This is a genomic window from Streptomyces sp. NPDC088097, from assembly GCF_044741845.1.
GTDB lineage: Bacteria > Actinomycetota > Actinomycetes > Streptomycetales > Streptomycetaceae > Streptomyces.
Map to the genome: position 1 here is coordinate 503,038 of NZ_JBIUTJ010000003.1, position 13,596 is coordinate 516,633.

Sequence of the window (13,596 nt, forward strand, 5' to 3'; positions counted from 1 at the left end):
CCGGCCCCATGGGAAGCGGCGCCGTCCCTCCGGACGGCGCCGCCCCCGTAGCGCGCAGCCTCAGAACAGGGTGCGCAACAGGCTCCCGACGACGTGCCCCGCCGCCGAGCCGAGCGCGCCCGCCAGCGCGTCGGTGAGGTGCCCCAGCCACGAGCGGAACGAGGCCTCGCCCGCCCGGCGGATCTCGGCGAGGTCCCGTCCCTGCTGCACCAGGATGTCGACCAGCAGGGACGCCACCCGGATGATCTCCTTCAGCGCGGCCTCCACCTCCACCGCCTCGAAGCGGCGACCGCAGCCGCAGAAGAACCGCGTCTCCCACACGCTCCAGGTCCCGTGACAGCCGGTGCACCGCACCCGCGCCGCGTCCGGATCGACGTCCAGCGCCGATCCCCTCCCGCCGTCGCGGCGGCCGGCCGGGCAGTCCCGGTGGCGGCTCGCGGACCAGGAGCGGGCGCAGGCGGGGCAGGCCGGGAAGGGGAACTCCACCCACGTCATCGGCGTGCCCCTCGCGGCCGGTGGTCGGGGGGCGGCACCTTGCGCGCCCTCTCGTAGGTGTCGTGGAACGAGGTGGAGAAGGTCCGGCCCGCCCTCCGCGCGATCGAGCCGACGTCGGCGAAGAACGCCTGAACGTGCGCCAAGGAGATCCCGAGGGCCGCGGACACCCGCTGGGCCAGGTGGTCGACCCACAGACGGAAGGAGACCTCCGAGAGGCGGACGATCTCGTTCACGTTGTCCTCGTTCTCGCGCATGGCCGCCCACACGCGTTCCAGCATTTCCTCGACGCCCGCCTCCGCGCCCGCGGGTTCCGTGTTCATCGGCCGCTCTCCTGCTCCACGCGCCGGGTGAACTCCAGGAACCGCTCGCGGTCCTGGCACAGCTCGCGCAACGTCGCCGGCGGCAGCGCGGCGAACACCTCGGACAGACGGGTGCCCGTGCCGGATCCGGCGGCGGCGTGGCGGGGTCCGGCGACGTGCGCGGGCGGGGCGACCGGGGCGCCCTCCACCACCGGGGGCTTCTCCACGGCCGGGGTCCTCTCCACGGCCGGCGTGCACTGCACCACCGGGGCGCTCTGCACGACCGCGGCGGCGGCCTCGACGGCCGCGAGGGGCCGGACTTCGGCGAGCATCCGGGCCGACGCCGCCCGCAACAGCTTCCGGTCCACCTTGGCGGTGAAGTCCGCCAGGTCCATCCGCTTCTCCAGCACCCACCGGCGCTGCTGCGGGACCGCGTGCATCATCTCCTTGAAGAGCGCCGTCAGGTTGTAGTGCTGGCGCGCCGAGTAGGTGATCGCCTCACCCTGCCAGAGCGGCAGGGTCCGGGAGATCTTCTCCGTGAAGTCCGCGGCCCGCGCGCGCAGGGCCTCCAGCTGGCGCGCGGACGGCAGGTTGGCGCTCGGATTCCAGTCGTGGGGGTCGATCTCGTCGGCCTTGTTCAGGGCCAGGACGAGCCGCCCCGCCAGTTCCGGTTCGGCCTGGCCGAAGACGTCCCGGAGCGCCTGCTGGACCAGTTGGACACTGCGGTCCTCGGCCGCGTGGACCCAGACGATCGCGTCGGCCGTCGGCAGGACCCGGTGGTAGAGGTCGAGGTAGCGGTGGTAGTTGACCTCGTCGTCGCCGATGCCCGGCATGTCGACCACCTCCAACAGACCCCGGCTGCCGATCAGTTCGACCGGGATCGCGTAGGCGTGGTCGGTGGTGGCCCGGGTGTGGCCGACCGGCTGGCCGGCGTTGAAGAGCGCGTTGACGGTCGTCGACTTGCCGACGCCGCATTCGCCGATGAGGACCAGGCGGGGAGGCCGCTCGCCGTGCAGGGCGGCGTCGTACTCCCGCATGACCGCCTCCTGTTCGGCCGGGCTGAGGGCTTCACTGCGGCCCATCGTCGCTTTCAGTTCCTTGCGGAAGGTCTGGACGAGCTTCTTCACGGAGGCTCCCCGGTGAGGGCATGCCGAGGGCGAGTACCGGGGTCCTCCCCGGCCTTCGCGGCACCCCTTCATGCTCGCGGCGCGACCCCCTGCCTGGCTGTCCCCATCCGTGGTGACAACCCCGCCCCCACCGGGTCCGGTTCGGGGCGAGCGGACGGTTCAGACCGTCCGGACGCGCGCCTCGACCCAGGTGGACTCGGCGGCGTCCTCCACCACCGCGCTGATCCCGGCGACGGCCTCGCGCAGCGCCCCGGCCCGGCTCCGGTCGCCCGGCAGCACGACCAGGGCCGCGTCCACGGTGTCCGCCGAGGCCGTCACGCTGAGGACCATCTCGCGGGGGGTGGGGCCGGTGCCCAGGGCCGTGGTCAGCAACAGGCGCAGCAGGGCGGGCGGGTGCGGGTCGTCCGAGTCCGACTGGATCGTGACGACGCAGCCCGCCGTGCGCGCCGCGCTCAACAGGTCGCGGGCCGGACGGTCGAGGACGCCGGGGATGTGGATCTCGTCGCGGACGGCGTACCCGAGCAGCCGGGCGGTGTCGCGCACCTCGGGGTCCTCGGGCGAGCGCCGCCCGGTGGCGGTGGCGCCGAGGAAGGGGAGGACCTCCTCGCCGAGGTCGGCGAGCCGCCTGCGGCGCAGGGCCTCCCGGGCCTCGCGGACGGCCTCGGCGGCGAGGGCGGCCGAGCGGACCGCGTTGGCGCGCATGGTCACCCCGCCGAGGCGGGCGACGGTGCGCCCGATCGCCAGGCCCATGACCACGCCGAGGGCGGGGGCCGACAGGGCGGGGAGGGTCATGCCGACCGTCTCGCCGAGGGTGGGCGCGATCGGCGGGCCGGTCGCCACGAGGACGACGACGCCCGCCTGTTCCAGTGCCATGGCCGTCAGCGCCTCCCACGAGGGGCGCACGATCACCAACAGGGTCAGCAGCGGCGTGACGGCGCCGATCGGCCACGAGGTGTAGTCGGCGAGGCCGGCCAGGGGCAGGACGAGGAAGCTCGCGAGCGCGCCCGTCACGGCGAACGCGCAGGCCGCCGCGGCGGCCGGTCCGCCGATCCCGTGACGGGACCGCAGCAGCAGGGCCACGGTGATCGTCGCCAGGGCCGCGTACCAGGCCATCAGCCAGCCCGCCCCGGGGGCCCGCCAGGTGTGGAGGGCCGCGATGACGCCCATGACCAGGAGGAAGGGCAGGCACACGGCGGCCAGCGGGCGGCGTACGTCGCCGACGGCGGCCCCCATCAGCTCGACCTTGGCCGGGACCGCCCGCGCCCCCGGGTCGGGGGCGGTGTCCCGCCACTCCAGGCGTACGGTCGTGCCGCGCCCGGGCGCGCTGACCACCTCCGCGCTGCCGCCCACGGCCTCCATCCGCCGGATCATCGAGCGGCGCACGCCGACGGAGGACCGCCTCAACTCCCCCCGGGCGAAGCCGGTTCCGTCGTCCGTGACGAGCAGGAGGAACCCCGCGCCGCCCTCCGGGGCGGTCAGGCTCACCCGTACGGTCCGGGCCCGGGCGTGGTCCGCGACGTTGCGCAGGGCCTCGCGGGCCGCGCCCACCGCCGCCGCGGCCACCTCGTGCGGGACGGCGAGGACTCCGGGGGCCTCCACGGTCGTCCCGGCGCCGGCGGGCGGGACGAGCCCGCGCACCAGGGCCGCCAGGTCGCCACGGTCCCCGGGGATCCCGATCCCGTCGCCGCCCGCGGTCCCGTCCGCGTCCCCGCCCGTGGTCCCCAGCACGGCGGGGGCGCCGGCGATCGCGGCCACGGCGCCCCGGGCCGCCTCCCGTACCCGGTCCGCGGCGATCCCCGGCTGGCCTATGGCCCGCAGGGCCGCGCTGACCTCGTCGTGCAGCATCCCCTGGAAGTCACGGTGGGCCTCGCGTCGACCCGCGGCCCGGGCGGCTTCGGCCTTGGCCGCCGCGGCCAGCGCCTCGGAGCGGTCGGCCCCGTCGCCGGCGGCGCGCATGACGGGCCCGAGCACCGTGCCGGCCACGGCCGTCGCCACCACCGGCCAGATGCCCTCCACGGCCGCCGCCGGGCCGTCCACGGGCCAGCTCGTGCCCAGTTGGGCGCCGATGGCCGCGAGGCAGGCCCACCGTCCGGCCGTTCGGGGCAGGAACCCGGTGGCGAGGAGCAAGGCCGGCACCGTCAGCATGCAGCGCTGACCGATCACGACGGACGCGGCGCCCCCGCCCAGGACGAGGACGGGGTGCGCGAGGACCGCCACGGCGACGGCGGTCCAGGCGTCGGAGCCGTCGAGTCGGCCCCGTACGCCCCGGACCACGAGGTGCGCGGTCAGGGCGACGAAGACGACCGCCACCGCCGTGACCCCGGGTGGCCGTCGACCGCCCGAGAACAGGAACGCCGTCCAGTTCAGGGCGAAGAGGACCGCGATGGCCGCCACGGACCGGGAGAGCGCGGCTTCGACCCCGCTTCGGTAGGACTGGCCCGCCCTCACCGAGCGGCCTGTCCTGCTCACCCGCCGGCGTCCGGCCGGTCCGGCGCGATGTCGATGTGGCCGTCGGCCACGGCCCGCCAGACGATCTCGGTGTTCGTGCCGAGCAGGCCGTCGCCGGCGTCCGTGTAGGCCTCGATCGCCCGCTTGCGGTGCGTGCGGACGGTGTCCTCGGTGACGTGGAGCAGTTTGGCGATCTGTCCGTGCGGCAGGCCCCGCGCTATCAGTTCGAGGACCCGGTGCTGTTGCCCGGAGAGCCGGATGCCGCCGCGCGGATCGGTGACGATCTGATGGGCGAGCCGGCTGGAGACGTACGCCTCACCGGCGTGGGCGGCCCGGATGGCCTCGGCGAGCCTGCTCTGCGGGTCCTCCTTGAGGACCAGCCCGAGGGCGCCCGCGTCGAGCGCCCTGCGGATCAGGGCGGGCCGTTGCTCGGTGGTGTAGGCGAGCACGCGGGCGCCGGTGGCGCGGACGCGGCGCACGTTCTCGCCGATGTCGCTGCCGTCCCGCAGGCGCAGGTCGAGCAGGACGACGGAGGCGTCGGCGCCGTGTTCCTGGGCGAGGAGGGTGTCGACGTCCTCCGCCATCGCGACGAGTTCGATGTCGGGCGTGTGGTCGGCGAAGGACGCCTGAAGGCCGTACAGGATGATGGGGTGGTCGTCCACGACGGCCACCCTGATCGGCGACGTCGCGTCCCCCACGGCCGATGAACCCACGGTTCCGTCCCCCCAAGGCGCGGCTGGTCCCGGAAGCGTATGCCCGGCCGGGTCCGCCCGTGGGGTTTTCGCCCGGTTGCGCCCCGGACCGGCCGGGGGGGGGCGTCCGGCGACCGGTCAGCGGCCGCGCAGGCTCTCGATGTCCCGGCGCTCGCGCTTGGTCGGGCGGCCCGCGCCACGGTCGCGGATGCCGACCACGGCGGCCTCGACACGGGTGGGCGGCGGCGGGCTGTTGTCGATGAAGCACTCCGCCGCGACGGGCGCTCCGACCCGCTTGGTCACGGGGCGCCGCACGACGACGATCCGCTCCCGGCCCGCGTGGAAGAGGCGCACCTCGTCGCCCGCGCGGACCATCTGGGCGGGCTTGGCCCGCTCGCCGTTGACCTTCACGTGCCCCGCCCGGCAGGCGGTCGCGGCCACGGACCGGGTCTTGGTGAGCCGGACGGACCACATCCAGGCGTCGACCCGCGCGGTGCCCGTCTCCATCGGCGACGGCTTGGCCGCCCCTGCCTCTGCATCAGCCATGAGGCGACTTTATCGATCCGCGGGCCCAAAAGCGGAATGGGTTTTGGCGGAAACCACAAGAGGCATGGCATCTGCGATGGAGATGCTCCCAAACGAATTGCAAATGCGGCAGATCTGCCCCTACCTTGTCGCTCATGCAGTCCTACACCATCGGTCAGGCGGCACGTCTGCTGGGCGTGAGCCCGGACACGGCTCGCCGCTGGGCCGACGCGGGCCGGGTCGTGACCCATCGCGACGAAGGCGGCCGCCGGCTCATCGACGGCCGCGATCTGGCCGCCTTCTCCGTCGAGGTGGGACAGGGGGCGCACGCCGAGGACGGGGAGCCCTACACCTCCGCGCGCAACGCCTTCCCCGGGATCGTCACCGCCGTCAAGCTCGGCGACGTCGCCGCCCAGGTCGAGATCCAGGCCGGTCCCCACCGGCTGGTCTCCCTGCTCACCCGTGAGGCCGTCGAGGAACTGGGACTGGAAGTCGGCATGCAGGCCACCGCCCGCGTGAAGTCCACCAGCGTGCACATCGACCGCACCTGAACCACCCGTACCGGCCTGCTCGTTCGTCTCACCACCCCGCTCGCTCGTCTCACACCCCGTTCGTCCCACCGCTCGTCCCACCCGCTCCGCCCGTCACCGGCGCGGGTCACCACCACGCGGTACCGGCACCCGGCCGGCCCGCCGACCCGAACCGAGGAGCACCCATGAACGCGACCTTCACCCGCCGTCGCAGTGCGGCCGCCGTCCTGACCGCCGCCCTGCTCATCCCGCTGTCCGCCTGCGGCAACGGCGACAAGAAGACCGACGCCGACGCCTCCCCGTCCGCCTCCGCCTCCGCCCCGGCCTCCCCCGCCGCGAAGCCCGCGACCCTCACCGTCCTCGCCGCGTCCTCCCTGACGGACGTGTTCAAGACGGCCGGCGAGGCGTACCAGAAGTCGCACCCCGGCACCGAGGTCAAGTTCTCCTTCGCCGGTTCGCAGGAACTCGCCGCCCAGGTCAAGCAGGGCGCCCCGGCGGACGCCCTGGTCACCGCCGACACCAAGACCATGGACGGCCTCAAGGCCGAGACGAACAACGCGACGATCATCGCGAAGAACCGCCTGGTCATCGCGACCGGCAAGGACAACCCCTTCAAGGTCGACGAGCTGAAGGACCTCGCCGACTCCAAGATCAAGGTCGTCCTGGCCGCGCCCGAGGTCCCGGTGGGTCGCTACAGCAAGCAGATCCTCGACGCCCAGAAGATCGAGGTGAAGCCGGTCTCGCAGGAGCCGAACGTCCGCGCCGTCCTCTCCAAGGTCGAGCTGGGCGAGGCCGATGCCGGTCTGGTCTACAAGACGGACTCCGCCAAGTCCGGTGACAAGGTCGTCACGGTCGACATCCCGGACGAGCAGAACGCGGTGGCCTCCTACCCGGCCGCCACGCTCAAGGGCTCCAAGAACGCCGAGGCCGCCGCCGCGTTCGTGGCGTGGCTGAGCACCCCCGAGGCGCAGAAGATCCTCCAGGACGCCGGTTTCCAGAAGGCGTAACGGCTTGCGCGGGCCGACGTGAGGGAGGGGACGCCCGGTCCGGGGGGACGGGCGGCCCCTCCTTCGTGCGTACGCTCCCGTGACGACCCGTCCGCCGACTCCACCGCATCCGCCGACACCAGCGCCTCCGCCTTCGCCCCGCCAGGAACCCTCATGAGCAGACACCGCACCCGCACCCGGCCGCCCCTGACGCTCGCGCTCCCCGCGCTGCTCGCCGTGGCCTTCCTGCTGCTGCCGCTCCTCGGCATCCTCAGCCGCACGCAGTGGAGCGAGCTGGCCGACCACCTCACCTCTCCCGGTGTGGTGCAGGCCCTCAGGCTCTCGATGTTCGTGTCCCTGTGGGCACTGGGCCTGTCCCTCGTCCTCGGCGTGCCGCTGGCCTGGTTGTTGGCCCGGGTCGAGTTCCCCGGCAAGTCCCTGGTCCGCTCGCTGGTGTTGCTGCCGATGGTGCTGCCGCCGACCGTCGGCGGTGTGGCGCTGCTCCTCGGCTTCGGGCGGCGCGGACTGCTCGGGCCGTGGCTGGAGAACACCTTCGGCATCACGCTGCCGTTCAACACCTCGGGCGCGGTCGTCGCGGCCACCTTCGTCGCCATGCCCTTCCTGGTGATCAGCCTGGAGGGCGCGCTCGGCGGGCTCAAGCAGAGCTACGAGGAGACCGCCTCCTCCCTCGGCGCCTCCCCGGTCCGGGTGTTCTTCACCGTGACGCTGCCGATGGTCGCCCCCGGGCTGATCGCGGGCGCGGCGCTCACCTGGGCCCGCGCGCTCGGCGAGTTCGGCGCGACCATCACCTTCGCCGGCAACCTTCCCGGCACCACCCAGACCCTGCCGCTCCAGGTCTACCTGCTCCTCCAGGACCAGCCGGAGGCCGCGACCTCGGTGTCCCTGCTGCTGCTGGCCATCGCCATGGCGGTCCTGGTAGCCCTGCGCGGCCGCTGGACGGGCACCCCGATCACCCCGAGGACCGCGCCGGCCGCCCCGGTCTCCGAGGATGCGCAGCCCGAGGCGGTCCCCGGGCCGGGCCCCGCGAAGACGCCGGAGCCCTCGGACCCCTCGGCGCCCGCCCCTCCCGACGGCGACCGTTGGCCGCTGCGCGCACGCGTGACGGGCTTCAACGAGCTGACCCTGGACGCCGAACCCGGCACCACCATCGCGGTCGTCGGGGAGAACGGCGCCGGCAAGACCACCCTGCTGCGCGCCCTCCTCGGGCTCACCCCCCGCGCCCACGCCGAGCTGCGCCTCGGCGACCTCGACGTCACCACCCTGCCCCCGCACCGACGCGGGGTCTCCTGGGTCCCCCAGGACGGCGCCCTCTTCCCGCACCTGAGCGCGCTGGCCAACACCGCCTACGGCCTGCGCGCCCACGGCGCCCCCAAGGCCCGGGCCCGCGCCGAGGCCCAAGACTGGCTGGACCGGCTCGGCGTCGGCCACCTCGCCCACCGCAAGCCCGCCCAGCTCTCCGGCGGCCAGGCCCAACGCGTCGCCCTCGCCCGGGCCCTCGCCGCCCGCCCCCGGCTGCTCCTCCTCGACGAACCCCTCGCCGCCCTCGACCAGACCACCCGGGCCCACGTCCGCCACACGCTGCGCACCCACCTCGCCGGCTTCGGGGGGGTCTGCCTCATCGTCACCCACGACCCCGTCGAAGCCGTCTCCCTCGCCGATCGGGTCCTCGTGCTCGCCGACGGCCACGCCCTCCAGGACGCCACTCCGGCCGAGGTCACCCGTCACCCCCGGTCCCCCTGGGTCGCCCGCATGCTCGGCCGCAACGCCTGGCCCGGCACGACCGACGCGGCAGGGGTCGCGCTCACCGGCGGCGGCCGACTGGTCGCCGCCGAGAACCTCCCCGAGGGGACGCGGGCCCTCGCGATCATCGCCCCGGAAGCGGTCTCCCTCCACCACGACCGCCCCTCCGGCAGCCCCCGCAACGTCTGGCCCGGCACCGTACGGGAGATCACCGTCGTCGGCAGCCGGCTCCGCGTCCTCGTCGGCTCGGACGAAGTCCCCGACCTGGTCGCGGAGATCACCCCGCAGGCCGCGGCCGATCTCGGCGTGCGGGACGGCGCCCGGCTCTGGACGAGCGTCAAGGCCACCGAGGTCACCCTCGTCGCACTCTGAGACCGCCCCTGTCCTCGCGGCATGATCTCCTCCACGGCCGCCCCGGCCTAACCGCCCGAGCCCGCGCCCGGAGACCGCATCGCGGTGATCTCGCCGTCCTCGGGGCCCGCCGGCATCCTCCCGCTCCCCCACGACCGGGCCTGAAGCGGCTGCGGGAAGAGTTCGGCCGGAGCCGGTGGAGTACCCGGCCACGCGGAAGATGGGCTCGACCCCGCAGAAGCGGGCCGACGACGTCCACACCGCGTTCGCCGATCCGTCGATCAAGGCGGTCATGGCCACCATCGGCGGTGACGACACCGCACCCGCTGACCGCCGACTCGGTGCGCGCCGCCCTCTTCACCCCGGGGCCCTACGAGCTGCGCCCCTCCGAGCGCTACCGCGACACCGACCGCGACCGGGCGGAGCCGGGGCGGCAACCTGGTGACCCTCTACCGGCTGTTGACGGCCGGAGGCGAGATCGGGCGGGATCCGGTCGGGTACGAGGGGGGCGTGCTGTTCCTGGAGACCTCGGAGACCTGGGGCGCACCTATCCGCGGCTGGTGATCCCGTACGGGGGCCGGGTGCGGGTGGACGGGGCCGCCCGGAGGATCACGGTCACCTACTGACGGGCCCTCACCCCGGGTGCACGGCGAGCCAGTCACGGCCGGCGCTCGGGAAGGGGTCCACTCCGAACAGGGTGCGGGCGCCCCGGGCGGCGGTGAGGTGCGGCACGCCCTCGGAGCGGGTCGCGGCGAAGCGGGGCCCGCCGAGGGTGATGAGCGCGGCGCCCTTGTGGGTGGCCCGGCGGAACTCGGCGAGGCGCAGTTCCAGCAGGGCGGTCTCCTTGGCGTCGAGACGGCCCGGCGCGTAGGGGCGTACGACGGCCACCGCGCCCGTGCCCGGCTCCCGGGCGGCGGTCGCCAAGGCTCGTTCCAGGGCCCGCATCCGATCGAGTCCGCCGCCCCCGTCGAGGGTGCGGCGTCGGGTGTCGAGGGGCAGGAAGCGCACTCCGCCGTGTACGAACGGATCCCGTTCGGCGCCGGTCAGCACGAGTTCCGTCCCCGCCGGCCGCACCCCGGCGGCCCGCACCCCGGCCTCGGCCGGGTCGGCGGAGAACCGCCAGGGCCGGGAGCGGACTTCGGCGGCGGTGGTCACCGCCGGGTCGGGACGGGCCGGGTCGGGGGTGGCGGGCCCGGTGGGCGGGGTCAGGGCGCTCAGGGTGTCCCACACCAGCCTGCCGGGCCCGCTTCCGGGGGTCACCGAGAGCCGGGTGACGCGCAGGGGGCGTTCGGCGGCGACGGGGAGGGGCAGGGTGAGCCGCCGCCAGCCGGTCCAGTCGACGGCGGGCCCCCGGAGCGTGGCGGGGCTCCCGTCGGCGCCCTCCAGTTCCACGGCGGGCCGGGCCCCGGAGCCGTCACCGCGCACCCACAGCGTCAGCGACCGGGCCTGCTCCGGCACGGGCAGCGGGCGGGGCGGGGTCGCGGCGGCGGGGCCGTCGGGGGCGGCGCTCAGGGCGAGCCCGGGGCCGGGGTGGCCCTCGGCGGGGGCCGCGCCGGGGCCGCTCCAACCGGCGGCGTCCTCGAAGCCCGCCAGGGGCCGGGCCACCGAGCCGACGCCGAGGGCCAGTTCGACGGTGGTTCCGGTGGCCCGGACGGTGGCGGTGAGCCGCCCGGAGGCCTGCCCGGTCAGGGCGGTGACGGTGAAGCCGCCCCGGCCGTCCTCGGCGACCCGCCAGCGGGAGCGGTCGTAGGCCAGGGTCAGGTCCCGGGGTTCGACGGGGGCCGCCGCGCCCTGGGCGTCGTAGCCGGTCAGCGTGAAGCCGGCGCTCTCCCCGGACTCCGCGAGGCCGATCCTGGCGGGGACGGGGCGGATCCGGGTCAGGGGGCCGAGCACGTCGAGGTGGAGGGCGCCCCGGGCGTCGCCGTGGCGGGCCCTCACCGTCAGCGGGCCGGGTCGGTCGGCGCGGAGGATCCCCTCCGGCCCGATCCGGCCGCCGGTGGCCGTCCACTCGGGCCGTCCCGCCGCCGGGCCGAGGGCCGGGTCGTGCCCGGTGGCGGTGAGGGTGCGTCCCAGGCCCGGGAAGGCCCGGGCGCTCCCCCCCAGGGCCTCGAGCCGGTACCCGGTGAGCCGGCCCGAGCCCGCCGGGGCGGTCAGGACGAGCCCGTTGGGGACCGGGCGCGGCCGGCCGTCGGAGGGGGCGTTCTCCAGGCGCAGCGCGCGCTCGCCGGCGCGCCCGGCGAGCAGGGTCGAGGAGCCGCCGCCGTCGAGGTTGAGGGCCTGGTGCGCGCCGAGGCGGCGCAGGAGAGCGCCGAGCCGGGTGAGGGTCAGGCCGCCGCTGTCGCGTTGGCGGCCGTCGACGGTGACGAGGCGCAGTCGGCGGCCGTCCCGGGAGAGGGCGACGGCGGTGCGCGGGGCGGAGGTGTCGTTGGGTTCGCCCGCGTGGCCGACCGGGGCTCCGTCGAGGACCAGGACCTCGCGGCCGCCGATCGCCGTGACGGGGTCGGGGCCCGTCAGCGGGCGGGGCCGGGCGGTGACCCCGACCCGGTCCCCGACCTTCAGCGCGGCCAGGGCCGCCCGCTGGGCCGGGCCCCGGGCGACGAGCAGGGTGGTGCCGGTGGCGGGGCGGCGCGGGGTGACGGCGACGGCGGTGACACGGCCGTCGCGCAGTTCCACGGCCGGGCCGGGGCCGAGCACCGGCAAGGTCGCCCCGGACCAGTCGGCGGTGTAGACGGCGAACCCTCCCGAGGCGGACTCGGCGCCCGGCTTGGCGGCGTTGTACCCGGTCAGGGGGTGGACGGCGCCGCCGGGCAGGGTCACGGTCGCGTCCAGACCGAGGCGCTGGAGGCGGCCGGAGCCGTCCGCGCCGAAGCCGACGGCGGAGCCGCCGCCGGGGCCGGGCGAGGCGGAGTGCAGCAGGCGTCCGCCCCGTACGCCGGGGCCGAGGGGTGCTCCGGTGGCGTGGATGTCGAAGAAGTCTCCGTTGACGGCGGCGACCACGCGCCGCCCGGGTCCGGGGGCGTACCGGGCGGCCGCCTCGGCGAGGGGGGCCGGTCCGCCGGCGGGCGCGGGCAGGTACTCGGCGCGCAGGCCGTCGGGCCCGCCGAGGTCGGCCGTCAGCTCGTCGATCCGCAGCCAGCGGTCGCCCTCCAGCCGGTCGTAGGACTCCAGGCGCAGCCCGGGGGCGACCTGACGCGCCGTCCGGGCGGTCTCGATGCCGGGCTCGGCGCCGGTCTCGATGCGCGACTCGGCGGTCCCGAGGCCCGACTCGGCGCCGGTCCCGAGGCCCTGCTCGGCGGGGGCCCCGACACGCGCCGCGCGGGCGTCCCCGGGGCGGGTGGCGGCGTGCGCGGGCAGGGCGGGCGCGGTGAGGAACCCGGTCAACAGCACGGGGAGCAACACGGGCCGGAGCGGGCGGAAGATCGACACCCCGGCAGGATCGGTCACACCGTACGACCATCGGATGACCGACCCGCCGCGTGGAGCGGCGGTTCAGCCGTTCGCCGCTCCGCCGAACCCCTTGGACGGCGGCGAGGGTCCTGACGTATGTTCAGTCGGCTCGGGCCGCCGATCAGGCGGTCCGTTCCCATGTCACACGTCCCGTGGGGGGATCTTCCGTCATGTCCGTCAACACGTCCGACCCGTCAGCGACCCCGAACCGGGGCCCGGTCCAGGCCCCGTACCCGCCCGTCATGAGCCCGGCGCCGACGCCCTCGGCCGTGCTGCGTTCCCCCCGGGGGTTGGCGACGGCGGTGACCGTGCTGCTCGCGGTCGGGGCGGCCGTCGACCTCTTCTCGGCGGGCGTCAACCTCTACACCCGGCAGCTGATGGAGGACTTCGGCGCGGACCCCGGTTCGGTCGAGGAGGACACTCTGAACCTGTCCGACTCCCTGACCGCCATGACCGGCCTCGCGCAGGTCGCGCTCCGGCTGGCCACGATGGTGGTCTTCATCATCTGGTTCCACCGGGTCCGCTCGAACGGCCAGGTCTTCCGCCCCGACGGCTTCACCCAGTCGACCGGCTGGGCCATCGGCGGCTGGTTCGTCCCGATCGCCCAGTTCTTCTTCCCCTACCGGACGGCCCGGGAGACCTGGGAGGCCAGCATCCAGCTCGCCCCCGACGGCTCCTACCGCCGCGTCTCCAACGCCCCGGTGACCGCCTGGTGGCTGATGTTCGTCGCCATGATGCTCATCGACCGCGCCTTCGGATCGCTCTACGAGCGGGCCGAGACGGCGGAGGAGATCGGTGGAGCCTCCGCCCTGGGGGCGGTCTCTGACCTGAGCGCGGTGGTGGCGGCCGTGCTGGCCTTCCTCTTCGTGCGCCGGCTGACCGCCCTCCAGGAGATCAAGGCGGCACAGGGCCCCTACGCCGCCGTGTGAGTTCCG

General features: G+C 75.4%; 11 protein-coding genes and 1 pseudogene. 5 read left to right on the forward strand and 7 right to left on the reverse strand.

Annotation, left to right across the window (positions count from 1 at the left end; all coding sequences use genetic code 11):
• Positions 1–60: 60 nt before the first annotated feature.
• From ACIOD1_RS12290 to ACIOD1_RS12315, 6 genes are all read right to left on the reverse strand, one after another.
• Complete coding sequence (locus ACIOD1_RS12290; RefSeq protein ID WP_365623558.1) at positions 61–495, reverse strand: hypothetical protein; 435 nt, start codon at positions 493–495, stop codon at positions 61–63.
• Positions 492–815: a hypothetical protein gene (locus ACIOD1_RS12295; protein WP_365623560.1), complete on the reverse strand. Its 324-nt coding sequence runs from the start codon at positions 813–815 to the stop codon at positions 492–494. The genes ACIOD1_RS12290 and ACIOD1_RS12295 overlap by 4 nt, the downstream gene beginning before the upstream one ends.
• Positions 812–1,921, reverse strand: coding sequence for a GTPase family protein (locus ACIOD1_RS12300; RefSeq protein ID WP_401901830.1), 1,110 nt, complete (start codon positions 1,919–1,921; stop codon positions 812–814). Before ACIOD1_RS12300 ends, ACIOD1_RS12295 begins: the two co-directional genes overlap by 4 nt.
• Before the next feature lie 159 nt (positions 1,922–2,080).
• On the reverse strand, positions 2,081–4,390 hold the full coding sequence (locus tag ACIOD1_RS12305; RefSeq protein ID WP_401901832.1) for an ATP-binding protein: 2,310 nt from the start codon (positions 4,388–4,390) through the stop codon (positions 2,081–2,083).
• Complete coding sequence (locus ACIOD1_RS12310) at positions 4,387–5,031, reverse strand: response regulator transcription factor (protein WP_365623566.1); 645 nt, start codon at positions 5,029–5,031, stop codon at positions 4,387–4,389. Before ACIOD1_RS12310 ends, ACIOD1_RS12305 begins: the two co-directional genes overlap by 4 nt.
• 168 nt (positions 5,032–5,199) lie before the next feature.
• The gene (locus ACIOD1_RS12315) at positions 5,200–5,607 is read right to left on the reverse strand and encodes an RNA-binding S4 domain-containing protein (RefSeq protein WP_365623568.1); all 408 of its coding nucleotides are present in this window, start codon (positions 5,605–5,607) and stop codon (positions 5,200–5,202) included.
• Positions 5,608–5,741: 134 nt separating this feature from the next.
• Between ACIOD1_RS12315 and ACIOD1_RS12320 the strand changes: the two genes are divergently transcribed.
• The 4 genes and pseudogenes from ACIOD1_RS12320 to ACIOD1_RS12335 all read left to right on the forward strand — a co-directional run bounded on the left by ACIOD1_RS12320 (position 5,742) and on the right by ACIOD1_RS12335 (position 9,840).
• Positions 5,742–6,137 carry a helix-turn-helix transcriptional regulator gene (locus ACIOD1_RS12320; RefSeq protein ID WP_365623570.1) on the forward strand — a complete coding sequence of 132 codons (396 nt, stop codon included), beginning with the start codon at positions 5,742–5,744 and terminating at the stop codon, positions 6,135–6,137.
• Between the two features lie 164 nt (positions 6,138–6,301).
• Complete coding sequence (gene modA, locus ACIOD1_RS12325) at positions 6,302–7,123, forward strand: molybdate ABC transporter substrate-binding protein (protein WP_365623572.1); 822 nt, start codon at positions 6,302–6,304, stop codon at positions 7,121–7,123.
• Positions 7,124–7,276: 153 nt separating this feature from the next.
• A complete protein-coding gene (locus ACIOD1_RS12330; RefSeq protein ID WP_401901834.1) occupies positions 7,277–9,235 on the forward strand; it encodes an ABC transporter permease in 1,959 nt (652 codons plus the stop codon).
• Positions 9,236–9,313: 78 nt separating this feature from the next.
• A pseudogene (locus tag ACIOD1_RS12335) lies at positions 9,314–9,840 on the forward strand (LD-carboxypeptidase).
• A gap of 7 nt (positions 9,841–9,847) precedes the next feature.
• Here ACIOD1_RS12335 and ACIOD1_RS12340 read toward each other — a convergent pair.
• Positions 9,848–12,640, reverse strand: a complete 2,793-nt coding sequence (locus tag ACIOD1_RS12340; protein WP_401901836.1) for a phosphodiester glycosidase family protein — start codon at positions 12,638–12,640, stop codon at positions 9,848–9,850.
• Between the two features lie 191 nt (positions 12,641–12,831).
• On the opposite strand from ACIOD1_RS12340, the gene ACIOD1_RS12345 reads away from it, so the two are divergent.
• Entirely contained in the window at positions 12,832–13,590 is a 759-nt protein-coding gene (locus ACIOD1_RS12345) for a DUF4328 domain-containing protein (protein ID WP_365623578.1), read from the forward strand.
• The last annotated feature ends 6 nt before the right edge of the window (positions 13,591–13,596 follow it).

Excerpts from the sequence above, each read along its gene's own strand:
- ACIOD1_RS12330 (WP_401901834.1), top strand. The coding sequence starts at position 7,277 with ATGAGCAGACACCGCACCCGCACCCGGCCGCCCCTGACGCTCGCGCTC.
- ACIOD1_RS12290 (WP_365623558.1), bottom strand. The coding sequence starts at position 495 with ATGACGTGGGTGGAGTTCCCCTTCCCGGCCTGCCCCGCCTGCGCCCGC.
- ACIOD1_RS12315 (WP_365623568.1), bottom strand. The coding sequence starts at position 5,607 with ATGGCTGATGCAGAGGCAGGGGCGGCCAAGCCGTCGCCGATGGAGACG.
- ACIOD1_RS12345 (WP_365623578.1), top strand. The coding sequence starts at position 12,832 with ATGTCCGTCAACACGTCCGACCCGTCAGCGACCCCGAACCGGGGCCCG.
- ACIOD1_RS12295 (WP_365623560.1), bottom strand. The coding sequence starts at position 815 with ATGAACACGGAACCCGCGGGCGCGGAGGCGGGCGTCGAGGAAATGCTG.
- ACIOD1_RS12320 (WP_365623570.1), top strand. The coding sequence starts at position 5,742 with ATGCAGTCCTACACCATCGGTCAGGCGGCACGTCTGCTGGGCGTGAGC.
- modA (WP_365623572.1), top strand. The coding sequence starts at position 6,302 with ATGAACGCGACCTTCACCCGCCGTCGCAGTGCGGCCGCCGTCCTGACC.